Consider the following 24522-nt stretch of genomic DNA (forward strand, 5'->3'; position numbering starts at 1 on the left):
CGTTCACCCTCTCAGGTCGGCTACGCATCGTCGCCTTGGTGAGCCGTTACCCCACCAACTAGCTAATGCGCCGCAGGCCCATCCCCAAGTGACAGATTGCTCCGTCTTTCATTATTCCACAATGCTGTGAAATAAATTATCCGGTATTAGCTACCGTTTCCGGTAGTTATCCCAGTCTTGAGGGCAGGTTGCCTACGTGTTACTCACCCGTCCGCCGCTAACCTTCAGGAGTGCAAGCACTCCATCAAGTCCGCTCGACTTGCATGTATTAGGCACGCCGCCAGCGTTCGTCCTGAGCCAGGATCAAACTCTCCAATAAAGCTTGACTTGCTCATTTCTTAAACTGACGAGAATTTGTTCAATTCTCTATTTCAACGTCCCACCAAAGTGGTTCGTTTTACTCACTCGTTGTTCAGTTTTCAAAGATCAACTTCTTCGTTTGTTGCCAACAGTTTATCTCGTTAGCAACTCTTATATCTTATCACATCGGCTCGATCATTGCAAGCTTTTTTTGAATTTATTTTTCAAATTCATTTCGGCTTGTTATCTCAAGCGTTTGTTTCGACCGTATTTCTTGGCCGGAAATATAATATACCATGGCATTCGCCAATATGCAACCCTTTTGAGTTAATTAGTAATAAGGTAAAATAATACATTCACTTGCTTACTATATACTAGATATTCATTGCCTCCATTTATCCCGCCTGCTTCTTAGGCCAGAAGGTATAGCTGAAGCTATATATGAAATCAATTCCCAGGATCACTGCCCATTGTAAAGCCATTGCCTTTAGCTGCTCCGTTCGTGCCGGTTCCCCAACCACAAGAATCATAACGCCAAGTAATATAGCTCCTATCACCCACGCCAACACATGGCGATACCATCCCTGGCGCTCACGCTTGGCGCGAGCTGCTCCATATTTCGGCGCCGATCCCGGTTTTTCGCCACCTGCAAATCGGTGAGCAAACCGTGCGTCCGCCCATTGGATCATCTGATGCCCAAAAGCAATCGTCACCCCGATATATATACAGCCGCCAGCCCATGCATGAATCCGGCTTCCGCCCCGCCACGGAGATCTATAATGGTTACGGCTATCAATAATAAGTCGATGATCGGCGTACACAGCAGCAGTATTCCGCCCGTTCTTTTCATGCCGAGCAGATACCTTACGCTTAACCCAGCTAGAACAAATACCCAGAATAAAATTTCACATCCAATAATAAAAGCTCCAATCATTACGCCAGCCCCTTTTTAATACAAGTGTACCAAATAAATTTATCATAGCTTTCTTCTCTAAACAAGAGGCAATCGAGAAGCCCATGCAAAAAAGGCAGCCGACTATAGAGATCTATAGTCAACTGCCTCTTCAACCATCAATGGAGCAAATTCTATTCCTTATTACGCATATGTGGGAACAGCAATACATCGCGAATGGACGGGGAATTCGTAAGAAGCATGATCAAACGATCGATCCCGATACCAAGTCCGCCTGTTGGCGGCATACCGTACTCCAGCGCACGCAAGAAATCCTCATCCATCTCGTGCGCTTCGTCATTGCCCTGTTCCTTTTCCTTCATCTGCGCTTCAAAACGCTGACGCTGGTCGATCGGATCATTGAGCTCCGAGAAGGCGTTCGCGTGCTCACGCGCCACGATAAACAGCTCAAAGCGATCCGTGAACCGCGGATCCACATCGTTCTTCTTCGCAAGCGGCGAAATTTCAACCGGATGACCGGTTATGAACGTCGGCTGAATCAGCGTCTCTTCAACAAACTGCTCAAAGAACGCGTTCAAGATGTGGCCGAATGTCATATGCGGCTCTACCGGAACTTTATGTTCTTTTGCAAGGCGATGCGCTTCCTCGTTGGACATTTCCACACTAAAGTCAACGCCGACCACTTCTTTTACGGCATCAACCATGGATACACGACGCCATTGTGGCGTCAGGTCAACCTCGTGCCCTTGATAGGAAATCACTTGTGTACCCAGCACCTCTTGGGCAATATGGGCGATCATATTCTCGGTCAGTGCCATAATATCTTTATAGTCTGCATAGGCTTCATAAAGCTCAATCATCGTGAACTCCGGGTTATGACGGGTAGAGATTCCTTCATTACGGTATACGCGGCCAATCTCGTACACTTTTTCCAGGCCGCCCACGATCAGGCGCTTCAGGTGAAGCTCAATCGCGATCCGCATATACAGCTCCATATCCAGCGCATTATGATGCGTAATGAACGGACGTGCCGCCGCACCACCAGCGATCGAATGCAAAGTCGGGGTTTCCACTTCAAGATAGCCTTGGGAATCCAGGTAACGGCGCATCGATTGGATAATACGGGAACGGGCAATGAAGGTCTTCTGCACATCGGGATTGATAATCAGGTCGACATAACGCTGACGGTAACGGAGTTCCACATCCTTCAAACCATGGAATTTCTCAGGGAGCGGATACAACGACTTAGAAAGAACCTCCAGCTCCTTCACCTTAATGGTGGTTTCACCGGTTTTGGTCTTGAACAAGACCCCTTTCACTCCGATGATGTCACCAAGATCAAGGATGCTGAATGCTTCATATTGCGCTTCTGCAATCGAATCCTGGCGAACATAGATCTGAATCCGGCCGCTCAAATCCTGAATATGAGCAAAAGAAGCCTTGCCCATGCCGCGTTTAGCCATAATCCGGCCGGCCAGGTTCACTTCCACCTGCTTCTCTTCCAGATCTTCCTTGGAGAGCTCGTCGTACTGTTTCAGAATATCACCTGCGTGATGTTCTCTTTCGTATTTTCCGCCAAACGGATCGATACCCAGCTTGCGAAGCTCGTCCAATTTATTGCGGCGGATTTGCAAAAGCTCACTTAACTCCTGTTCTTGTTCCTGGTTATTCATTTCTTCCGTCATCGTCATTCATCTCCTTCATTTCACTTCCATCGTAAATCCCCAACAGCACAAACGCCGCCACCCATTACATGATCCGGACAGCCCTTGAACAACTTGTACACATTCGGTTAGGACTTAACGGAAGGGCAGCCATTTCAAGACATACCATTCACCCATTAAGCCCTCAACACAGCCTTGCCTATTTAAAAAAGCCCCCCGAAGGAAGCTTTCTACACCACATTCCGACTTACTTCTTAATGTCTACAATTTTATATTGAATAACGCCCGCAGGAACGTTAACATCTACAACCGATCCTTTTTGCTTGCCAATGATCGCTTTGCCGACAGGACTCTCGTTAGAGATCTTGTTGTTCAGCGGATCCGACTCAGCCGTACCTACAATGGTATATTCCATCGTATCGCCGAATTCCAAATCCTCTACGATCACCGTGTTGCCCACACCGACGACATCGGTATTGATATCATCATTGTTGATGATGCGCGCATTGCGGAGCATTTTCTCCAGCGTGATAATCCGGCCTTCGATAAAGGCTTGCTCGTTCTTGGCGTCTTCATATTCGGAGTTTTCACTAATATCACCGTAACCGATGGCAACTTTAATCCGCTCAGCCACTTCACGGCGTTTTACAGACTTTAGATTTTCAAGTTCGTCCTCCAGTTTCTTCAGACCGTCCTGGGTAAGAATGACTTCTTTATCGCTCATTAACCGATTCTCCTGTCATGTAAATAATTTAAACCACGGTATCAACATACTATATGCGAATTCTTGGGGATCAGAACTTCCCTCTGATGCCTGCTCAATTTCTTGAATTTATACTGAAAGATTATATGGGAACCATTTCAAAAAGTCAATGCGCGCAAAGGCTGTCACGAATGTCGCATACACGCACCCATTAACAGCCTGTACCCCAAATTATCCCATTGCCGCAGCGGCTTGAGGATATACACTTTTTGTCGATTCTTCTTGGGCCTCTTGATTGTTCACAAAGTTGTTCAGAAGGCTCACCATTTCGTCGCGCTTCGTTTCTTCCATAATAATATCTTTAATGCGGGCGGAGCCTTTCAGCCCTTTCAAATACCAGGAAAGATGCTTGCGCATTTCCCGTACCGCAACCGCTTCGCCGCGCAGAGCGATCAGCCGGTCCATATGCAAAATGGCAATCCGGATTTTCTCCTGCGGAGCCGGGTCCGGCAGCAGCTGGCCTGTCTTCAGATATTCCACGGTACGATACAGCATCCATGGGTTCCCCAGCGCTCCGCGGCCGATCATGACACCATCGCAGCCTGTCGTATCCAGCATCCGGCGAGCATCCTCCGGCGTCACCACATCGCCGTTACCGATAACCGGAATGGAGACGGCTTCTTTCACTTGGCGAATGATGTCCCAATCCGCGTGCCCGGTGTAGAGCTGCTCGCGCGTACGTCCGTGAACGCTGACCGCTTGACCGCCCGCGCGTTCGACAGCCTGTGCATTTTCGACAGCATAGATGTGATCGCTGTCCCAGCCTGTACGCATCTTCACCGTGACCGGTTTGTTCACGGCATCGACAACCGCCGCTACCATTTCATAGATTTTGTTCGAATCCAGAAGCCAGCGTGCACCTGCATCCACCTTCGTTACCTTCGGCGCAGGGCAGCCCATGTTAATGTCGATGATGTCGGCATTGGTCTGCTGATCGACAACTTTGGCCGCTTCCACCAGGGAGTCGCGGTCACCTCCAAAAATTTGCAGGCTCAACGGCTTCTCCCGCTCGTCAACGAAGAGCATCTCCCGGGTGCGCTTGTTGCCGTGAACAATGGCCTTGCCGCTAACCATTTCAGCGCAAACCAATCCGGTACCGAATTCCTTAGCAATCAATCGGAACGCGGGGTTGCACACGCCTGCCATAGGCGCCAGAACCACTTGGTTCTTCATCTCGATGTTTCCGATTTTCAATGCATCCATTTTATGTGTCACTCCTTTCTATTCGGATATTTATAGTCGAAAGATCCCGGTTCTCGTGCAAGGGATCCCTGAGTTTCAAACCAAACCATCATACTCATTCATCGTATTATCGTCCAGTCCGCAAAAATTACTTTCGCATCCAGATCATCTTCCTATATTAATGGCTAGGTTTGATAAAAAATAAACCTGCACCAGCTTCCTATTCAGATGATCTAGCTCCGTTCCTTAAGCTCCTGCAATGTAATCTCCAGCACGTCTGCAATCTGAGCCAGCATCTGCTCCTCGGCACGGCGGTTCCCCCGCTCAATCGCACCAAGCACAGCCAAGGAAATACCGGTTCGCTCGGCGAGCTCTTGCTGGGTCAAACCCTTTAGTTTTCGGAAAGCGCGGATACGCTGCGCCAGCTGCTTGTTTTCCAAAGCTGTATTCCTTCCTTTCCTTCCAGGTTCTCAAGTGCTGTCTTGACCACATGGTACAGACCCGAAGGTTCAAACTCAAATACGATATCGGCCAGCGGTCTAAGAACGAAAGCCCGCTCCTGCATACGGGGATGCGGTAGAACCAGGTCCGGCGTATCCAGACGGCGTCCATCCATCCACAACAGGTCAAGGTCAACTGTCCGAGGTCCCCAGTGGATATGACGAACCCGTCCAAGCTGTTTCTCAATGCGCTGCATTTCGGCAAGCAGTTCATGAGGACTGAGCGATGTCGACACGGCTGCAGCCATATTAAGAAACATCGGTTGGTCCACATATCCGACCGGCTCGGTCTCATACAAGTTGGATACGCGCTCTACCGTAATCCCGGGTACTTCATCCAACCGTTCCAAAGCCTCCATCAGGTTACCTTCACGGTCTCCCAAATTGGCCCCTAAAGCAATATAAGCCTCTGAACACTCAGAGGTGGCGTGTGAATTCATGATCGTCTCACTTCCTGGTCCGGTGCAGCTCAATGGTCACACCTTCAAAATGAATGTCAAAAGGCGGGTGCGGCTTCGTCAATCGGACCGTTAAAGCATCGATAATAGTATAAGTGTCCAATACCTTAGATGCAATATGCTCCGCTAAAGCTTCAATCAGGCGGAACGACTCCGTCCGCATAATATCCAGCAAGAGATCATGAATCTCGGCATAATTTACCGTTAACGTCAGGTCGTCCGTCTTCGCGGCTTTGCTCAAATCCATCTCCAGCTCAAGATCCACATAGAATCGTTGTCCCAGCTTGCGCTCTTCCTCAAACACACCATGATAGCCGTAGTATTCCATGCGGCTCAGTATCATTTTATCCATCTCTACTCCGCCCTTCCATCCTTTGTCCCGAAAAAAATTATATGCGTGTAAGCTCCATCGAAGCGTAAGTCATGGCATCACACATCTTCGCTGTCCGTTTCATATGCAACACGTCATGCACACGAACGATCTGGCAGCCTTGCGCAATCCCGTAAGCCACCGTGGCGGCCGTTCCTTCCAGCACATCTTGTGCCGGGGCGCCAAGTGCGGTCTGGATGAACCTTTTGCGGGAGGTGGCCAGCAGTACCGGAAACCCAAGCCCCACGAGCTGATCGAGGGATGCCATCACTTTCATGTTCTCGTCATAGTCCTTGGCAAACCCGATACCCGGATCAAGCAAAATATGGCGATCCTGCACACCTGCAGCTCGCGCAATCTCGACACTTTCCAGCAAATCGCGCTTTACGTCCTCGATGAGATTGGTGTAATTCCGATCACGGCGATTGTGCATCAAAATCACGGGGCATCCAAGCTCTGCCGCTGTCTTGGGCATATCCGCGTCGTCTTTAAACCCCCAAATATCATTAATGATATGAGCTCCCGCTCCAATCGCCTGACGCGCAACTTCCGCTTTATACGTGTCAATCGACAACGGAATATGCGGCGCATGCCGGTGAATAGCTTCAATAACCGGGATAACGCGGGCGAGCTCCTCTGCGGCTCCAACCGGCTCGTGGCCTGGACGCGTCGATTCTCCGCCGATATCGATGATGTCGGCTCCCTCTTCTACCAGCTGAAGGGCGTGCTCAACCGCCCGGTCCGTGTCGTTATAACGACCTCCGTCCGAGAACGAATCCGGCGTCACATTCAATATACCCATAATGAGCGTGGATTGACCGAGCTTTAACACAGCATCCTTGCTCAGACGATATTCACGTTCGTAAATCGTTGTTTTCATGCCTTTTGCCCTGCTTTCCTTCTATATGCGCTCAGTAATGTACGGGTTATCGGACCGACCAAACCTTGTCCAATAACTAGAGTCTCGCCTTCAGCTCCAATCAACGTCGTGACCGGAAGAATCTCCTGAACAGAGCCTGTCGTAAATATTTCATCCGCTCCGGTAAAGAACTCCCAGCTGTAACGGCCTTCTTCGGCTTCAATACCAAGATCGGCAGCCAATTCCAGCACCACGGCCCGGGTAATCCCCGGCAAAATGCCCGTGCCAATGTCAGGCGTATATAACCGATTCGCTTTGACAAAAAAAACATTGCTGACAATACCCTCTGCCACTTCCCCGGTCGCCGTTAGCATCAGCCCCTCTGTCGAACCATCCGAGTGGCTGGGATATCCGGCCAATTCCCGTTTTGCGAGTATATTGTTCATATAATGCAGAGATTTCAGCCGAACCGCTGATTCCGGAGTGTTCCGCGGAAGGGACAGCCGCCGCATGGCTCTGCCTTTCTCGTAAAGCATTTCATTTGCGGCCGGCAGCTCTTTGGCGAATAAAATCTCGGAAGGCTTCAGATAGTCCCCAGCAGGCAGACCGAGCAATCCCTCTCCTGCCGTTACGGTATACCGGATATAAGCATCCTGTAGGCCATTGGCCTCCATCAGTTCCGATATCCAGCGACTTATCCTATTGGCATCCGCCCTGTGGGCGATTCCGAGCTCCCGGCAGCTGTCCATGAGCCGGTTCAAGTGTCGCTCTATTAAAAAAGGCTTCCCCTCATAAGTACGGAAGGTCTCGAATAACCCCATCCCGTACAGAAGGCCGTGATCCATTACAGGTAAAACAGCCTCGGCAGCTTCAACGATGCCGCCGTTCATGCCAATATATTTCATGCTTTGGCGCCAGCTGTACGCTTCAGGAAATTGCGCAGCATCTGATGGCCATGATCCGTAATGATGGATTCCGGGTGGAACTGCACCCCTTCTACGGGATATTGTTTATGCCGAAGTCCCATGATTTCGCCCTCTTCTGTCCAGGCGGTAATCTCCAACTCATCCGGCAAGGTTTCCTTCTCAACGATCAGCGAGTGATAGCGCGTTGCGGTGAACGGAACCGGCAAGCCTTCGAAGACCGAGCCGCCCGTATGCTGGATCTCTGATGTTTTCCCGTGCATGAGGCGCTCCGCACGAATCACGTTGCCGCCAAAGGCTTGCCCGATCGCCTGATGGCCGAGGCAGACGCCGAAGATCGGAATCACACCCTTGAAATGCGAAATCACATCCAGGCTGATGCCGGCTTCATTCGGCGTGCACGGTCCCGGCGATATCAGGATGTGGTCCGGGGCCAACGCCTCGATGCCGGCGATGTCGATCTCATCATTCCGGTAAACCTTCACTTCCTCGCCGAGCTCACCCAAATATTGAACCAGGTTATACGTAAACGAATCATAATTGTCGATGACAAGTATCATGTTATTTCCCCCCTATATTCGCAGCCACCGCTGCCGCTTCTTCTTCACTGCACTTCAGTGCCGCTATCAAAGCTTTTGCCTTGTTATGGCACTCCCTGTATTCCCGGTAAGGATCGGAATCAATGACAATCCCCGCGCCCGTCTGAATATAGCCAACGCCATCCTTCACGGCGAGGGTCCGAATAATAATGTTAAGCTCCATATCACCATTATAATCGATCCAGCCCATGGAGCCGGTATAAGGCCCCCGTGTCACGGGCTCCAGCTCTTCGATGATCTCTATGGTCCGGATTTTGGGTGCGCCTGTAATGGTGCCGCCAGGGAACGCTGCCGCAATGACATCATACGCATGGTTCCCTTCTGCAATCCGTCCTTCCACTTGTGACACCAAATGCATCACGTGAGAGTATCTCTCGACGGTCATCAGCTCCGGAACATGAACCGTCCCGTATGCGGCAATGCGGCCAATATCATTACGCTCCAGATCGACCAGCATAATATGTTCCGCCCGTTCCTTCTCGCTGCCAAGCAGCTCCGTTTCCATTGCCGCGTCCTCTTCCGGATTGCTTCCCCGACGCCGGGTTCCCGCAATCGGCCGAGCAGACACGACATCGCCATCCAGCTTCACCAGCAATTCCGGCGAGCCGCTGGCCAAGCTGAAGCCCGGTGAAGATATATACCCCATATATGGCGACGGATTCAGGATACGCAGCCACTCATAAATATCGGCAGGTTCCGCATGCAGCTGCATATGCCGGCGCAGAGACAAATTGACCTGAAATACGTCGCCCTGTCGAATATATTCTTGGATCGAGAGAACCGCCTGCTCGAACGCTTCCTGCGAAAAATCAATCTCCAGCCGATCCCAGATCTCGACATTCGGCCCTGACAGCTCCTGCGCTTTCTTCCATCGTTCCTGCCGTACGCGCTCATCTTCGGGACTCGAGCCGTTCCCTGAGCCTGTTTCGAACATTTGATTCCATTGGGACCACATCGATTCAGCCTTTAGGACAGCCCCATCATATAACTCTTGCAATAACTTCTCTTGGTCGGTTGAACGTTCCGAGCCTTTGGATGCATCCATTGAATCCTCGAACGCCGTCACTTCTTCCGAATTTCCTCCGGTCCCGAATGCCCAAGGCAGAGGGACATGCACCGAGCAGTAGATGCTGTCATCTGTATGATCATAAATCCAGATTTCTTCCATGCGCATCCACATATAATCCGGGAACCCCGGTTCATCCTTGGCTATCGTGGGGAGCTGCTCAATCGATCGGATCACATCGTAGCTTAGGAAACCGGCGCAGCCTCCGCGAAAGTCCGGCCACTCCGGTACACGGGGAGACCGCCATTCTTTCATCCACTGCTCTAACAGATGCAGCGGCTCTCCTGTCACCTGCGTTCGTAAATCGCCGGACAGCTCGATGATCTCGCCATGGCTCCCCTTCCCCTGCAGAATGGACACCGGCCGCAATCCAAGATACGTATAGCGTCCGCCCTTACCGCTCTCCAGCACAAAGGCATATGGCGATGCCGCATTCCATGCATGCCTCCATGACAGAGGTAAACCTCTTGTTGCTCCTTTATATTGAACCAGATAGGGAACGACGGACCAGCCCTCTTTAGCCCATGCCTGCCACTGGGCCAGCTCCACTCTTCTCTCCATGCCGATCCTCCCTTAATCATCAAAAGCCTTACTGTTGCCTGTCAGTATACTGTATCCCGCTTCTCTTGAAAACCCTAAATAGAAGCTCGTCCAACAATATTTTTTGGAGCGGTCATTCCGTGGATTCCCATAAAGCGTTATCTTAGAGAGTAGTATACACAAAAAGCCCTCAATGCTATAAAAACACATTGAGGGCTCCTTCCTTGTCACGTATTACCTCAACCAAATAGGTGAGAAAATGCGCGCATATTACGAAATCATCTTACTCGAAGTTATAAAGCGGCGTGCTCAGATAACGTTCTCCGTTACTTGGAATCACGGCTACCACCCGCTTGCCTTTACCAAGCTCTTTGGCAACCTTCAAAGCTGCATATACAGCCGCACCGGAGGAAATGCCGCCAAGAACGCCTTCTTCCTTCGCCACGCGGCGGGAAGTTTCAAAAGCATCGTCATTCTCAACATGAACGATTTCATCGTAGACTTCTTGATTCAAAATTTCGGGAATGAAGTTTGCGCCGATGCCCTGGATTTTGTGAGGGCCCGGTTTGCCTCCGGCAAGGATTGGCGATGCAGCAGGTTCAACCGCAATAACCTTAATGTTAGGGAATTGCTCTTTCAACACTTCGCCCGCACCTGTAATCGTTCCGCCTGTTCCGATACCAGCAACGAATGCATCCAGGGAACCACCGATGGATTCGATCGCTTCAACGATTTCCGGACCTGTCGTTTCACGGTGGATCTTCACGTTGGCTTGGTTCTTGAATTGCTCGGCCATAAAGAATCCGGCATTTTCCTGCAGAATTTCTTCTGCCTTCTTAACCGCGCCGTTCATTCCTTCCGATCCCGGTGTCAGTACCAGTTCCGCGCCATAGGCACGCAGCAGGTTGCGGCGCTCCAAGCTCATGGTTTCAGGCATAACGATAACCGCTTTGTAGCCTTTGGCAGCTGCCACCATAGCTAAACCAATGCCGGTATTACCGCTTGTTGCTTCAATAATGGTATCGCCCGGCTTCAAACGTCCGTCCTTCTCCGCTTCTTCCACAATGCTGATCGCGATCCGGTCTTTAACGCTTGCGCCCGGGTTCTGGTATTCCAGCTTCAGATAGATTTCTGCGCTATCCTCCGGTACGATCCGGTTCAAACGGACGAGTGGAGTTCCACCGATTAATTCTGTCACATTATTTACGACTTTTGCCATGAATGAAGCCCTCCTCTAAATATGAATCTGGATTAACTAGTCATAATGGTGTTATACATTCTAATGTCGAATCATTAAATTTGTAGTGTCTGGATGTTGAAAAAATGTGGAGCCATTATATAGACCCAAATTGTTGATTATTGAGGCTCCTAATATCCGAGTAAAAAGGTAGGTTTTTATACCTTCATCTTAACAACGTTACGAGTCATTGTCAATATCCCGCACCTCGAAAATCAACATTTCTAGGTGGTTTTTCCTGCGCCTCCCGAACGAGGAAAGACGAATTCGCCTCTAAGACTGCATACTCAGGTAATCATCATTCCCGGAAAATGGGATCCCTTGAATACTTTGGCACAAAAAAAGCTCCTGCAGCCGAGTCTTACACCGCCACAGCGAGCTTTCCCCTATGTTCTTCCTCTACTTACAGCGTGACCGTACCCGCACTAATCCGTGCCTCATATTTCTCGCGAAGCTGACGCTCCAGTTCCGATAAGGACACCGACTGCTCCAGGGCCAGCTGCTTGCGAACGGCCTTGCGGACACTTTCCTCGCTAGGGGCCTGAGGTTCGATAATTTCCTTCACATATACAATGGCATAGGTGTCTGTGAGTGTGATCGGCCCCGCAATATCCCCGGGCTCAAGTGTTGAAGCTGCATCCAGCACTGCCGGGGGCAAAAAGGGATCATCCTCCTCGACCAAGCCGATCTGCCCGCCGTCTTCGCGAGTATACTCATCGAGAGACACCTGGGCTGCGAGATCCGCAAAAGCCTCTCCATTCTCCAGCCGATCCATGACCCGTTCCGCCTCATCTTTCGAAGCGACTTCGATTATGGATAAATTGAACTGCTTCTTGGGGCGAAATTGGTCTGGGTACTGTTCCAGATACGAATCGATCTGCTGCTCTTCGATGTGTACGTCGGAAGTCGCAATTTTTTCAAGCAGCAGCCGATACGTTGTCTCTGTCTTTAATTCACTCTCCGTAATGCCAAGCTGATTTTCCATTTCCGATAAGAAACGTTCCTTGGAACCGTAGCTGCGGCTCATGACTTCGATTTCCGCATCAACTTCCGCCGGCGTAACATCAATATCCTTCGCTTTGGCCTCCAGCGCTACGGCGTGCCGATTCAGCATAGTCATCAGCATTTCCCGGCCATAACGCTTCTTTAGCTCGTCAACCCACTCGTCTTCGGTAATCGCCCTGTCCTGGATGGATGCAACTGGTTGGGAGCCTTCTTTCCACGGTGGTGAAGCCTCTTGCGACAAATTCCCGGAAAACAGCATCCAGCCGCCCATACCCAATACGCATGCTGTCAAGACAATGACGGTCGCCCACAATCCCTTCTCTTGTCTCGTCATCACGGTCGCTCATCCCAACGTTAAGATTTGGCCCGCTCTAGCACGGATTTTAGCTGTTCCTTATCGAACCTATATTTTTCGTTGCAAAAATGACAGGAAACTTCAGCCTTGCCATCCTCTTCGATCATCTGCTCAAGCTCTTCCTGCCCCAAACTGATCAACGCGCGCTCTACCCGCTCATGCGAGCAGTCACAGCTGAAGTACACTTCCGTTTCCTCCAAAATGGTCACGTCCGGAACGACTCGTTTCAGGATGTCTTCCAGTTCCAGTCCTTCTTCCAGCATCTCGGTGATCGGAGGAATCTTGCTTAGCGCAAGCTCGAGCTCCTTGATCTCATCCTCGGTAACGCCGGGGAGAAGCTGGATGATGAAGCCGCCGGCATTCGCCACGGAATAATCGGGTGAAACCAGCACACCCAGGCTAACCGCCGAGTTGGTCTGTTCGGAGACGGCAAAATAGTATGTGAAGTCTTCAGCCAGCTCGCCCGAAATAATCGGTACGCTGCCACGGTAAGGCTCCTTCAACCCGAAATCCTTGATCACATCAATATGACCGGTGGTCCCTACAGCGGCGGCTACATCCATCTTGCCTGGACGGATATTCGTCAGCTCCACATGCGGATTTTTGACATATCCGCGTACCTCGCCGTTGGCATTACTCTCCGCCGCAATCAAACCGATCGGTCCGTCGCCGCGCACTTGAATGCTAAGACGCTCGTCTCCTTTCAGCATAGCTCCCATCATCGCTGCTGCTGACACGGTTCGGCCCAAAGCGGCTGTGACGACAGGAAACGTATCATGTCTTTGGCGAAGCTCTTCGACCAAATCGGTTGTCCGAACGGCAAATGCCCGCACTTTCCCGTTTAATGCCGTTCCCCGCAGCAAACGGTCTTTTTGATTACCCATCTTGAGGCCTCCTTGTCTTTCTAGTTGTTTGTAATATCTAACGGTTTTATATCGGTTCTAGTTACGCTCATAAATAATACGCAAGCCTTCCAAAGTCAGAAGGGGAGAAATCTCTTCAATGGACTCCGTTTCGCCGGCAATCAGCTCGGCCATTCCCCCCGTAGCGATAACCTTAACATTGTCCGTACCCATCTCGGCTTTTATACGCTTGACCAGGCCATCGACCTGTCCGGCATAGCCAAAAACGATACCGGCCTGCATGGCATGCACGGTATTACGCCCAATCACCTTTTTCGGCTTTTCAAGCTCTACGCGAGGAAGTTTGGAAGCACGCTGTACAAGAGCCTCCGTGGCAATGCCAATACCAGGCACAATCACTCCGCCAAGATAATTGCCTGCCTCATCGATGCAATCAAACGTCGTCGCCGTACCGAAATCCACCACAATCAGCGGCCCCCCGTACTGCTCGACGGCTGCAACTGCATTCACGATCCGGTCAGCGCCAACCTCGCGCGGATTCTCATACCGCAGATTAAGTCCTGTTTTGATCCCCGGTCCTACGATCAGGGGCGCTTTGCCAATATATTTATTGCACATCTCCTCGACCACACGTACAAGAGGAGGAACTACGGAAGAAACAATAACACCTTCTATTTGGCTTACCAATATATTGGACATTTGAAACAAATTGTGAATCAATACACCGTATTCATCCACGGTAGACTGACGCGATGTACTGATTCGAAAATCATGCAGCAGCTTCTTTCCCTGATACACACCCAATACAATGTTGGTATTCCCTACATCCACAACCAGAATCAACCTTCTGTCCCTCCTTTCTTCGCATTCAGATCCAGACTGATATCGAGACTATGGAAAGAATAAGTCAGCCGTCCAACGGATATCACATCGACCCCGGTCTCGGCAATCCCGCGTACGGTCTCCAGCGTCACGTTCCCCGAGGCTTCCACGCGAACATGAGGAGCCTTGGCCTTGATTCTTCGAACAGACTCCGCCATCATGTCATGACTCATGTTATCCAGCATAATAATATCTGCGCCTGCAGCCAGTGCTTCCTCCACCTGCGCCAAGCTCTCAGTTTCAACTTCTATAGTCATGGTATGTGGAATATGGGCTCTTGCCCGGCTGACCGCTTGCGCGATGCCGCCTGCGCCCTTGATGTGATTATCCTTGATCATAACGGCATCGTACAGACCGAACCGATGGTTCGCCCCGCCGCCAACCCGAACGGCATACTTCTCCAGCATTCGGTGGCCTGGTGTCGTTTTGCGGGTGTCCACCAATCTTGTCGGCAATCCCTCAAGTACATCAACAAAAGAACGTGTTCTTGTTGCAATACCCGAAAGACGCTGAAGCAAATTCAAAGCGAGACGCTCGCCTGTCAAAATACGGTGAGTGCTGCCTTCCACTTCGGCGAGAACCGTCCCCTTTTCAACCTCGTCCCCATCACGAACCAATGCCGTAAACGTCAGCGACGGATCAACCGTTTCGAATACCAGCTCTGCTACCGGCATCCCTGCCACGATTCCCGCCTCCTTGGCATGAATAACGCCCTTGGATTCATGACCCGGCTCAATGGTGGTGAGGGTGGTGATATCCCCCGACCCAATATCCTCCTGCAGCCAAGTCCGTATACTCTGGAGTAGGCCATCGTTGTATCCGTTAAACATCATCGCTTAATTCCTCCGTCATTTCTTGATCCCGTGTATGGACAATATGTTTCTGCCATACGCTGTCATTCCGCTCCGGGAAATCCTCACGGTAGTGGGCTCCCCGGCTTTCTTCACGACCCAGCGCACCTTGAACCACGAGCAGGGATGCTGTGAGCATGTTGGCAAACTCGTATTCCTCACGCTTGGAGAGAACCGAATGGAACAATGGCAGCTGACGGCCGAGCTCTTCCGCTGCTCTTAATAGAGTATCCCGATTTCTCCGAAGTCCTGCATAACGTACCATCACCTTCTGAAGCTTCAAGCGTTTTTCCACCATCGCCTGGGACGGAGCGTCCTTGCGACCGAGATGGAATGATACATGAAGTGGATCTCCTGAGGGTTCCGGCAGGCTCTTAATACGTTCAACAATACGGCTGCCGTACACAATCGCCTCCGACAGCGAATTGCTGGCCAAACGGTTCGCCCCGTGGACACCGGTAGACGATACCTCTCCGCAAGCAAATAAACGCTTCACGCTGCTCTCGCCGTGCAGACTGGTTTTAATGCCCCCCATCATATAATGCGCTGCCGGGGAGACCGGAATCCAATCTGAGGATAAATCGAGTCCATACTGCATGCAGGTTTCATAAATCGTTGGGAATCGATGTTTGACCATCTCCGGCGACTCATGGGTAATATCCAGATAAACAAAGGTAGACCCCGTTGCTTCCATCTCACTGACAATGGCCCGTGCAACAATATCCCGCGGCGCCAGCTCCAGCAAATCATGGTATTTGGGCATGAACCGTTCTCCTCGTATATTCCGAAGAACAGCACCTTCACCGCGAACCGCCTCTGATATAAGGAATCGGGGCGCACCCGGATAGCTAAGCGCCGTCGGGTGGAACTGAATAAACTCCATATCCCGAATTTCTGCGCCTGCCCGGTAAGCCATGGCAACGCCATCCGCTGTAGCAACCTCCGGATTGGTTGTATACCGGTACAATTGGCCGGCGCCGCCGGCACACATAACCGTCGCCCGTCCACGTACGAATACCCGTTTTCCGTCCGGCATTTGTACCAAAGCGCCATGACACTCTCCCTGATCGGTAATCAGGTCAATGACAAAATGATCGTCCCACACCTCTATATTGTGAAGCATTTCAACCTGAATGGAAAGGGCACGCACAATTTCATACCCGGTAGCATCCCCGTTGGCATGAAGGATCCGGCGGTGACTGTGGGCGCCTTCTTGGGTCAGTGCGAGCTCGCCATTCTCCACATCAAACATCGTACCGAGTCGAATCAGCTCTTGAACGCCGACCGGACCCTCGTTTACAAGCACATCCACCGCGGCAGATGAACATAGACCCGCCCCTGCCAGGAGGGTGTCCTGACGGTGGTAGGCCGGAGAGTCATCCTCAGCTGTTACGGCTGCAATCCCTCCCTGCGCATAACGCGTGTTGCTTTCGAGCAGCGATTTTTTCGTAATCAGCAGTACATTCTGAGTCGCACTTGCCATGATCGCCGTATATAAACCCGCAATGCCTGAACCGATCACGATGACATCCGTCTGGACAACCGGAAGATCGTTCAGCTCAAAATCAATTAAATACTGCGGTATCACGATACCTCACCTGTCTTTTCACGAAAGAGTAGCGCATGCTACTTAACTTGTAACATGCGCTCTAATGAAGTTCTGGCTTTCTCTGCAACGACCGGCGGCACATAAATTTGCGGCTTCATCGTTTCCAACGCTTTAACCAGTTTTTTGAGGTTATTCACTTTCATATTCGGACACACCAGGAATTTCGTAGCGAAGTGGAACGATTTATCCGGGCTATCCAATCGAAGCTGATAACCGGTTCCGTCCTCCGTGCCCACGATAAACTCCTTGGCAGATGAATTTTTGCAATACTCTAGAATGGCGGTGGTACTCCCTACAAAATCCCCCATCGCAACAACCTCTGGACGGCATTCCGGATGCACCACAAATTCAGCATGAGGATATTTAGCCTTCATCTCGACGACATCCTTCACCGTCAGCATGTCATGCGTGTTACAGTACCCTTCCCAGATAATGAGCTTCTTGTCGGTATGCTGCTGAACATAATGTCCCAGGTTTTTATCAGGTACCCATATAATTTCATCCGAATCCACCGACTGAATCACTTTCACGGCATTGGATGAAGTACAGCAGATATCCGTTTCGGCTTTGATCTCAGCCGATGAATTGATGTACGTGACCACTTTTGCATTCGGATGCTGCGCTTTCAACTTTCGCAGTCCGTCAACGTTCACCATATCCGCCATTGGGCAACCGGCCCGCTCATCCGGTATAAGAACCGTCTTGCCCGGAGCCAGGATTTTGGCGCTCTCGCCCATAAAATGCACACCGCAAAATACGATAACCTCGGCATCCGTTTGTGCTGCCTTCTGCGCGAGCAGGAAGGAATCCCCCCGGAAATCAGCGACCTCTTGTATTTCATCCCGTTGATAATAATGTGCCAAAATGATTGCGTTACGTTCCTTCTTCAATTGCATTAATCGCTCACGCAGTTCACGGTTCTGTTCTGCCTTACGCTCCAGTGCCAAAGCTTCCATGATCGACCCTCTCCCTTTGTATAGTCCGGCGGTTCGCCGCTGATGACCATGTGACTTTCAGGATGGTTTCCACCTTTGTGAAAGGATGCGCATCCTTATTTAACAACTAATGTACACGTTCATTCTGCCCCCTGTCAATGTGATAGAAAGCACAAAAAGAACCGGAAAACGAATTATCGTTCTCCGGTTCTTCAATTTTATTCGGTATTCGATGTTTTATCAGCGAATATTACGTTAAGCTGCTATTACCGTTGTCCGATCCGCCTGGAGGATCCTTGCGCTCGGAATCTTTGCGTTCTGGCCCTGGATCATTCGAATCCATCGGGTTATTCGGAATTTCTTCCGTGGAAGTCGGCTGCTCGCCGTCTTCTTTCCCTTGGATGCGAACTTTCACGTCGCCAATGTTGTCGATGATCGGTTCACCATTCTCGGAAGAACCTTCACCTTCGCCACTGCCGTTGCCTTCAGCTGATCCGGTCTCAATGAGATTCTTGATTTGCTCAAGCTCCAGCGTTTCCATCTCGAGGAGCGTGTTCGCAATCAGGTGAACCTCTTTGGCATGCTTATTCAGGATCTCTTTACATTTCTCATAGCAATCATTAATGAATCGCTGCATTTCCTGATCGATCTCATAAGCGATTTGATCACTATAGTTCTGCTCATGTCCGATATCACGTCCCAGGAACACTTGTCCTTGGGATGTACCGAACTGCATCGGTCCGAGCTTCTCACTCATACCGTATTCCACAACCATGCTGCGGATAATGCCTGTCGCTTGTTGGAAGTCACTGTAAGCGCCGGTCCCGATTTCACCGATGAACAGCTCCTCAGCAACACGCCCGCCAAGCAAACCGGTTACGCGATCCAGCAACTCCTGCTTCGTCACGAGCATCCGATCTTCCTTCGGCATCATAATGACATATCCACCGGCACGGCCACGAGGAATAATCGTTACCTTATGCACCGTATCCGCATGCTCGAGGAAATAACCCACAATCGTGTGGCCTGCTTCATGGTAAGCTACGATGCGTTTCTCGCGGTCACTGATCACGCGGCTGCGTTTCTCCGTACCGACGATAACACGGTCAATCGCCTCATCCACTTCTCGCATGGAGATATCTTTACGGTTGCGGCGAGCCGCAAGCAAGGCAGCCTCGTTCAGGAGATTCTCCAGATCAGCGCCTGTAAAACCGGTTGTACGTTTGGCGATGATGTCAAGTTTAACATCCTTCGTCAATGGTTTGTTGCGTGCATGAACCTTCAGTACGGCTTCACGGCCCTTCACATCCGGGCGATCTACGGTAATCTGACGGTCAAAACGTCCCGGACGAAGCAGCGCCGGGTCCAAAATGTCCGGGCGGTTGGTGGCAGCAACGATGATAATGCCTTCGTTCGCTCCGAAACCGTCCATCTCAACCAGCAACTGGTTGAGTGTCTGCTCACGCTCGTCATGACCGCCGCCAAGTCCGGCGCCACGCTGACGACCTACAGCATCAATTTCATCGATGAAAATGATACATGGTGCATTCTTCTTCGCGTTCTCGAACAAGTCACGTACACGAGAAGCACCGACACCGACAAACATCTCAACGAAGTCGGAACCGGAAATACTGAAGAACGGCACGCCTGCTTCACCGGCAACGGCACGAGCCAGGAGCGTCTTACCTGTTCCCGGAGGTCCGACAAGCAGAACGCCCTTCGGAATGCGAGCGCCAACCGTGTTGAACTTGCGCGGATCCTTCAAGAAGTCAACAACCTCAACAAGTTCCTGCTTCTCTTCATCTGCTCCAGCTACATCTTCAAATGTAATCCGTTTCTTCTCTTCATTATATAAGCGGGCTTTGCTCTTACCAAAGTTCATCACTTTGCCGCCGCCGCCTTGGGCCTGATTAAACAGGAAGAAGAACAGAACAAACATAATGATGAGCGGAATAAAGGATGAAAGCAATGTCAGCCAAATGCTTTGGCCTTCCATTGGCACCACGGACAGTTTGACATTGTTGCTCTCACTGGCTGCAGTCAGCTCTTGCATCGCTGCATCCGTGGCAGGAATATAGGTTGAGAAATTCTCCGATTTTTTCTCTTCGGAAATCTCCCTATACTTACCGGTCACCAGATAAGCGTAACCGTCAAATTGTACCGTCATTTCCTCTATGTTGTTAGCTTTGACTTCCTGCCGCAGTTGATTATAACTAGGGGCATCGGCTTGCTCGCCGCCATTAGTGACGAATTGTACTATGCCCACCACGACTAAAAATAGAATCAAATAAAAACCAGAATTCCGGATGAACCGACTCATCCCCTACCTCCTCTCAAGACACATAAGATATTTTACCACAGCCTGTCTGGCCATCTCAACAAAGGGCCCTCAACTGTGATAGCAGCCCATTGGCGCGGTTTAACTGCTGTAGATTTCCGGCTTCAAAATCCCGATGTAGGGGAGGTTCCGGTAATGCTCGGCATAATCGAGTCCGTATCCGACAACAAAAGCATCCGGCAGCACGAATCCGGTATAATCGGCCTGCAAATCCACCGTACGGCGTGCCGGCTTGTCAAACAGCGTGACGACGCACACCGAGTTTGCCTTGCGGCTCTTCAGAAGCTCAATCAAATGACTCAGCGTAAGACCACTGTCGATAATATCCTCCACAATCAACACATCCCTGCCTTCAACGGATGCGTCCAGATCTTTAATGATCTTCACCACGCCAGAGGATTTGGTTGATGCCCCATAGCTGGATACAGCCATGAAATCCAACTCAAGAGGGACTGTTATGGATTTAACCAAGTCGGCCATAAAAATAAACGCACCTTTAAGAACGCAAATAACGAGTGGATTGCGTCCCACATATTCGGCGCTGAGTTTGGAACCAAGTTCCTTAATCTTTGCGTGAATCTCTTCTTCACTGATGAGTATTTCCTGAATGTCATTCTGCAACTTAAGTGGACCTCCTACGTTTATACTATGAAAGCGTGAAACGGGCCATTCTTCGTTTTACACTTGCCTTAAGCATCCGATAGCTCCATCCGGAGAACTCGTGATGTGTGCCGCCCGCAAGCGGCGTGAACGGAACGTCGTACACCTGGAATCCACACGATGCTGCCTGAACCGTCACAAAGAATAGGAATCCGGGCACGGACAGACGGTGGGATTTTCTCATCAATGAGAATATCTTTCACCTTTTTGCTTCCGTTTAATCCCATGATCTTCATCTTGTCCCCCGGCTGTCTGTTGCGCACGGTTAAAGGAAACCTCAGCTCATCCGCATCAAAATCCGCCACAAAGGCCGATGGTTTGGAGCCGCTCCGGCTTTCGCTTCCTGTCATTAACGACAATTTCAGCATTTTTCCGATTTCCTTAACATACTGCTGCACAACATCAGGAGAATCAAGAATGTATATGTACTGTCCCTGTTCTTCCGGAGGCTTAGGCCAAAACTGGATCACTCCGTACTCACGAACACAGGTAATGCCGTCACCCAGATCCAGACGCCAGTTACTGCGCTGATCGTTAAGAATGCCATGGCGCACCGTTTCAATCTTGACAAAATCGGTGTTTTCCTGGTCTGAGGGCAGGTAATTTAATATTAGTTTAATCAAACGCCGTTGTAAAGCGACATGTAAGCCCAAAAAGGAAGGCGCGTCGAAAGCGAGCCTCCCATCGTTCTCCTGTACCATACTCCGAAATTGCTTCGCAGCTTCAAGCTCCACAAAATCATCCTCCTGCTGGACAATCTCGGCCAGCTGATTGAGTGAGGAGGAGAACTGCCCATTGTATCGTTCCAGAAAAGGCAATACTTCCAGGCGAATCGCATTGCGGCGGTACTTCGTCTGCAGATTGCTGTTATCCACGACATACTGAAATCCGCATGCGCGGCACAGCTCCACGATATCCGCCTTGTACATACGAAGGAACGGGCGGATAAGTTCCACTTTTTTTTCCGTGCGCTTAAATTTTATTCCGGCAAGTCCGGACAAGCCGCTCCCGCGCAGAAGCCTCATGAGCACCGTCTCGGCTTGATCGTCAGCATGATGAGCCAGGGCCACGGCGCGCGCATTGTATTTATGGGCCGTTTGCAGCAGAAATTCATAACGCTTCTCTCTTGCAGCCTCCTGCCCACCCTTGCCGCTCTCTTCCATATAAGCGGGAATATCGATGAACGCCGTTTCTAATGGAAGTCCGAGCCGTTCCGCCAGTTCGCGCACCATCTCCGCCTCTTGGTCCGATTCTTTCCGGAACCCGTGATGTACATGGGCACAGATCAAGCGGAGCGGCGTCCGGTGCAAAGAAATTTCATGAAGCACGTGCAGGAGCGCAACGGAATCAGGCCCGCCGGAAATGGCGACCACGATGCTATCACCTTCTGACCACAGATCAAACTCTGCGGCTGTACGCTCGACATGGTTGACGAATGTTCGTAAATAATCCTGTTTCACTTCCAGGTCCCCTTTAGAGGTTGTTCAAAAAGCCCGCTTTTGATAAGAAAACCTCTATCGAGGCCACTTCAAGGATGAGCGACCGCGATGCATAGGTAGGTTTTCTTGCGATATAGAATTCCATCAGTTCCACTGATAACTCATAAATTCTATATCTAACACGAAGTGAATCAGGAAGCCACTCGGCATCGAATCTTGAATTCAGCCGGGCCTAAGCGGATGCTTACGAAGTCATGTTTCCTGCGGAAACATCTTAGGTGCTCACGTACCCAAAACAGCAGATGCTTTCGACGGTGTTTTCTGCGAAAACGTGTAGCTCCTCTCCTGACGTCCCTAGCTTCATCCGCGTTTGAAAAAACGCACTCGGAAGCATAAGCTTCGGTGCTGAAAACCGACCTTTTTGAACTCGCACCTTTATGAACTCCCAGTAACAAGGTAACAACTTCATGAGCGGAAGAAAAAATAAACAGTAAGGGCCATGATGACTAACGACAAACCGAACGCGTTCTTCAGCCACCGCGGAGTTCGTCCCGGATGAGGACGCACGTTCCTGCCCGAACCTTCATATATTCGTTTTCTCCACTCGTTCAACGCTTCCCGTGAATCCGCGAAATCTCCCGATAAAGCCTTGTTCAGCCAAACAGCGTATGGCTTGAAGATGAGGTTTCTTCGCAGTACCAGCTGCAGATCTGCAACACTGCGGGTCTGGGGAAGCTGACAAGACGCCTCCCGTAATGATTTCTCATCCAGCAGGCCGATACACATCACGGCAAACGAGAACAAATCATAGGCTACGTCGCCAGTCCGGCTCCCGGCATTCCAGTATCCCCGATCATACCATTCCGTAAACTGCTTTACGCTGCGTCCGAAAGGACTGACGCCTCCATAATCGATCAGTTCCACTCTTCCGTATGCCGAGACCATCACATTATCGGGCTTCAAATCACCGAATGCATAACCGGATGCATGCAGAACGGTCAGCTTCTCGAGCAGCTTCAGTCCGAGCAATCCGATCCAGTCGGCACCGCGTTTGCGAATAAAATGATGCAGCGGACTCCCTTCAATGTAACGCATGACATAAAAGGATACTTCGCCGCTGCCGTCATGATGATCGTCCGCCTCCACGAGATAAGGGTCCGGCATCTGTTCTTTCAACGCATTCAGCACATTAATTTCGGATTGAAGATCCAGAGCGTCATACCCAACTTTTAAAGCATAACGCTCGCGTACTCCTGCCCGGTGGACCAGATACACCTTGCCGTTAGCCCCTTTGCCGAGCATACGTTCCACGATGTACCGGCTGTTCCGCCACTTGCCTTTAATTACGGTTCCTGGCGGATAACCCGGGTTAGACAACGTAGTCACCGAGCATCCCTTCCTCTTGGCTGGAATGACCCTGCCATGATTGATTACCCTCTAGTGTACCATATCGGTAAAATTCAATCACCTTTAACAAAGCAGGTCCAGTCGGCGTTGCCCCTCTCATCTGCAGGCGGCTGAACATTCCCCGGGCGCCGTCAAGATCTGAGGTCCAATTCACGTCCATCACGATGTCCTCGCCGCTGTGTTTGCCAGGAAAATGGAATACCGATAGTTCGCTTGAGCCTGCGCGCGCTTTCAAACTCAGCATCAAATCGCGTATCGCTTCCTCAACCGCAGCCAGCTTGGGTTTCATGCTTGCACTTGCATCGATTAACAGGGCGACCTGCAGGGATGACGTCTCAGCGAGCTCATCCACAACTTCAACGACCTGCGAACGCTTGTCCGGCGGAAGCTCCTCCAGCGACCCGCCCCCCAAAATATGCTGTATCTCCTTATTTACCGCTTGTTGGATCGTCTGAACCACCGTTTTCCGAGTCATCATCTGTATCGTCTGCGCAAGCTGCGGTGTGCCTACGATCCGGTGTATGCCTCCTCCCGCTTTGGCTATCTCCTGAATTTCCAATCCCCCAAGTTCACCGATCGTCCCGTAATCAAGGACCCCCACCACATTCACAACAATACCATCCTGGAGCGCATGGGCTGCGGCCAGAACCGGACTGGCCCCAACATTCGAGCAGCCGTCCGTTATCAGTAGAATTTGCTTCATAATAAATGATCGCCTCCGTCTCATCCATTTCTATCGATTTGACTTCTATCTCTATCATTTCCACATTCAAGAGAGTTCAAACGATAAATAGGAAGAATTGA

At 50.7% G+C, this 24522-nt stretch carries 22 protein-coding genes, 1 rRNA gene and 1 pseudogene; all 24 read right to left on the bottom strand.

Features of this window, described 5'->3' with window-relative positions; genetic code table 11:
- Positions 1 to 319 (bottom strand): 16S ribosomal RNA (locus tag ACETK5_RS32105); the annotation flags it as partial.
- Between the two features lie 376 nt (positions 320 to 695).
- Positions 696 to 1234 (bottom strand): annotated as a pseudogene (locus tag ACETK5_RS32110) (hypothetical protein).
- A 152-nt stretch (positions 1235 to 1386) separates the two neighbouring features.
- Positions 1387 to 2898, bottom strand: coding sequence for a lysine--tRNA ligase (lysS, locus tag ACETK5_RS32115; protein WP_326116167.1), 1512 nt, complete (start codon positions 2896 to 2898; stop codon positions 1387 to 1389).
- A 226-nt stretch (positions 2899 to 3124) separates the two neighbouring features.
- Complete coding sequence (gene greA, locus ACETK5_RS32120; protein ID WP_009591919.1) at positions 3125 to 3601, bottom strand: transcription elongation factor GreA; 477 nt, start codon at positions 3599 to 3601, stop codon at positions 3125 to 3127.
- A 210-nt stretch (positions 3602 to 3811) separates the two neighbouring features.
- Positions 3812 to 4843 (bottom strand): tRNA dihydrouridine synthase DusB, encoded by a 1032-nt coding sequence (gene dusB / locus ACETK5_RS32125; protein ID WP_100541628.1) that lies wholly within the window; start codon positions 4841 to 4843, stop codon positions 3812 to 3814.
- Between the two features lie 212 nt (positions 4844 to 5055).
- Positions 5056 to 5262: a helix-turn-helix domain-containing protein gene (locus ACETK5_RS32130; protein WP_076326682.1), complete on the bottom strand. Its 207-nt coding sequence runs from the start codon at positions 5260 to 5262 to the stop codon at positions 5056 to 5058.
- On the bottom strand, positions 5214 to 5762 hold the full coding sequence (gene folK / locus ACETK5_RS32135) for a 2-amino-4-hydroxy-6-hydroxymethyldihydropteridine diphosphokinase (RefSeq protein WP_100541629.1): 549 nt from the start codon (positions 5760 to 5762) through the stop codon (positions 5214 to 5216). The genes ACETK5_RS32130 and folK overlap by 49 nt, the downstream gene beginning before the upstream one ends.
- 7 nt (positions 5763 to 5769) lie before the next feature.
- Positions 5770 to 6132: a dihydroneopterin aldolase gene (gene folB, locus ACETK5_RS32140; RefSeq protein WP_006207454.1), complete on the bottom strand. Its 363-nt coding sequence runs from the start codon at positions 6130 to 6132 to the stop codon at positions 5770 to 5772.
- 37 nt (positions 6133 to 6169) lie between these two features.
- Complete coding sequence (folP, locus tag ACETK5_RS32145) at positions 6170 to 7030, bottom strand: dihydropteroate synthase (RefSeq protein ID WP_100541630.1); 861 nt, start codon at positions 7028 to 7030, stop codon at positions 6170 to 6172.
- On the bottom strand, positions 7027 to 7914 hold the full coding sequence (locus ACETK5_RS32150) for an aminotransferase class IV (RefSeq protein ID WP_326116161.1): 888 nt from the start codon (positions 7912 to 7914) through the stop codon (positions 7027 to 7029). The genes folP and ACETK5_RS32150 overlap by 4 nt, the downstream gene beginning before the upstream one ends.
- Entirely contained in the window at positions 7911 to 8492 is a 582-nt protein-coding gene (gene pabA / locus ACETK5_RS32155) for an aminodeoxychorismate/anthranilate synthase component II (protein WP_127596466.1), read from the bottom strand. The genes ACETK5_RS32150 and pabA overlap by 4 nt, the downstream gene beginning before the upstream one ends.
- A gap of 1 nt (position 8493) precedes the next feature.
- Positions 8494 to 10158, bottom strand: a complete 1665-nt coding sequence (locus tag ACETK5_RS32160; RefSeq protein ID WP_394059685.1) for an anthranilate synthase component I family protein — start codon at positions 10156 to 10158, stop codon at positions 8494 to 8496.
- Between the two features lie 262 nt (positions 10159 to 10420).
- Entirely contained in the window at positions 10421 to 11356 is a 936-nt protein-coding gene (gene cysK, locus ACETK5_RS32165; protein ID WP_071221062.1) for a cysteine synthase A, read from the bottom strand.
- Between the two features lie 421 nt (positions 11357 to 11777).
- Positions 11778 to 12713 carry a peptidylprolyl isomerase gene (locus ACETK5_RS32170; protein ID WP_100541634.1) on the bottom strand — a complete coding sequence of 312 codons (936 nt, stop codon included), beginning with the start codon at positions 12711 to 12713 and terminating at the stop codon, positions 11778 to 11780.
- 20 nt (positions 12714 to 12733) lie between these two features.
- Positions 12734 to 13618, bottom strand: a complete 885-nt coding sequence (gene hslO / locus ACETK5_RS32175) for an Hsp33 family molecular chaperone HslO (RefSeq protein WP_326116158.1) — start codon at positions 13616 to 13618, stop codon at positions 12734 to 12736.
- 57 nt (positions 13619 to 13675) lie between these two features.
- On the bottom strand, positions 13676 to 14440 hold the full coding sequence (locus tag ACETK5_RS32180; RefSeq protein WP_009591942.1) for a type III pantothenate kinase: 765 nt from the start codon (positions 14438 to 14440) through the stop codon (positions 13676 to 13678).
- Positions 14437 to 15312, bottom strand: coding sequence for a carboxylating nicotinate-nucleotide diphosphorylase (gene nadC, locus ACETK5_RS32185; protein WP_098741234.1), 876 nt, complete (start codon positions 15310 to 15312; stop codon positions 14437 to 14439). The genes ACETK5_RS32180 and nadC overlap by 4 nt, the downstream gene beginning before the upstream one ends.
- Entirely contained in the window at positions 15302 to 16918 is a 1617-nt protein-coding gene (gene nadB, locus ACETK5_RS32190; protein WP_394059686.1) for an L-aspartate oxidase, read from the bottom strand. Before nadB ends, nadC begins: the two co-directional genes overlap by 11 nt.
- Before the next feature lie 38 nt (positions 16919 to 16956).
- Positions 16957 to 17895: a quinolinate synthase NadA gene (nadA, locus tag ACETK5_RS32195; protein WP_098741232.1), complete on the bottom strand. Its 939-nt coding sequence runs from the start codon at positions 17893 to 17895 to the stop codon at positions 16957 to 16959.
- Positions 17896 to 18124: 229 nt separating this feature from the next.
- Positions 18125 to 20194 (bottom strand): ATP-dependent zinc metalloprotease FtsH, encoded by a 2070-nt coding sequence (ftsH, locus tag ACETK5_RS32200; protein ID WP_326116155.1) that lies wholly within the window; start codon positions 20192 to 20194, stop codon positions 18125 to 18127.
- A 99-nt stretch (positions 20195 to 20293) separates the two neighbouring features.
- Positions 20294 to 20833, bottom strand: a complete 540-nt coding sequence (gene hpt, locus ACETK5_RS32205) for a hypoxanthine phosphoribosyltransferase (protein ID WP_071221070.1) — start codon at positions 20831 to 20833, stop codon at positions 20294 to 20296.
- 68 nt (positions 20834 to 20901) lie between these two features.
- Positions 20902 to 22332, bottom strand: a complete 1431-nt coding sequence (gene tilS, locus ACETK5_RS32210) for a tRNA lysidine(34) synthetase TilS (RefSeq protein WP_326116154.1) — start codon at positions 22330 to 22332, stop codon at positions 20902 to 20904.
- Positions 22333 to 22776: 444 nt separating this feature from the next.
- On the bottom strand, positions 22777 to 23697 hold the full coding sequence (locus ACETK5_RS32215; protein ID WP_100541640.1) for a protein kinase domain-containing protein: 921 nt from the start codon (positions 23695 to 23697) through the stop codon (positions 22777 to 22779).
- Positions 23681 to 24421: a vWA domain-containing protein gene (locus ACETK5_RS32220; protein WP_076326532.1), complete on the bottom strand. Its 741-nt coding sequence runs from the start codon at positions 24419 to 24421 to the stop codon at positions 23681 to 23683. Before ACETK5_RS32220 ends, ACETK5_RS32215 begins: the two co-directional genes overlap by 17 nt.
- Positions 24422 to 24522: the final 101 nt, after the last annotated feature.

The sequence above is a fragment of the Paenibacillus ilasis genome (assembly GCF_043195395.1).
Lineage (GTDB): Bacteria > Bacillota > Bacilli > Paenibacillales > Paenibacillaceae > Paenibacillus_AQ > Paenibacillus_AQ lautus.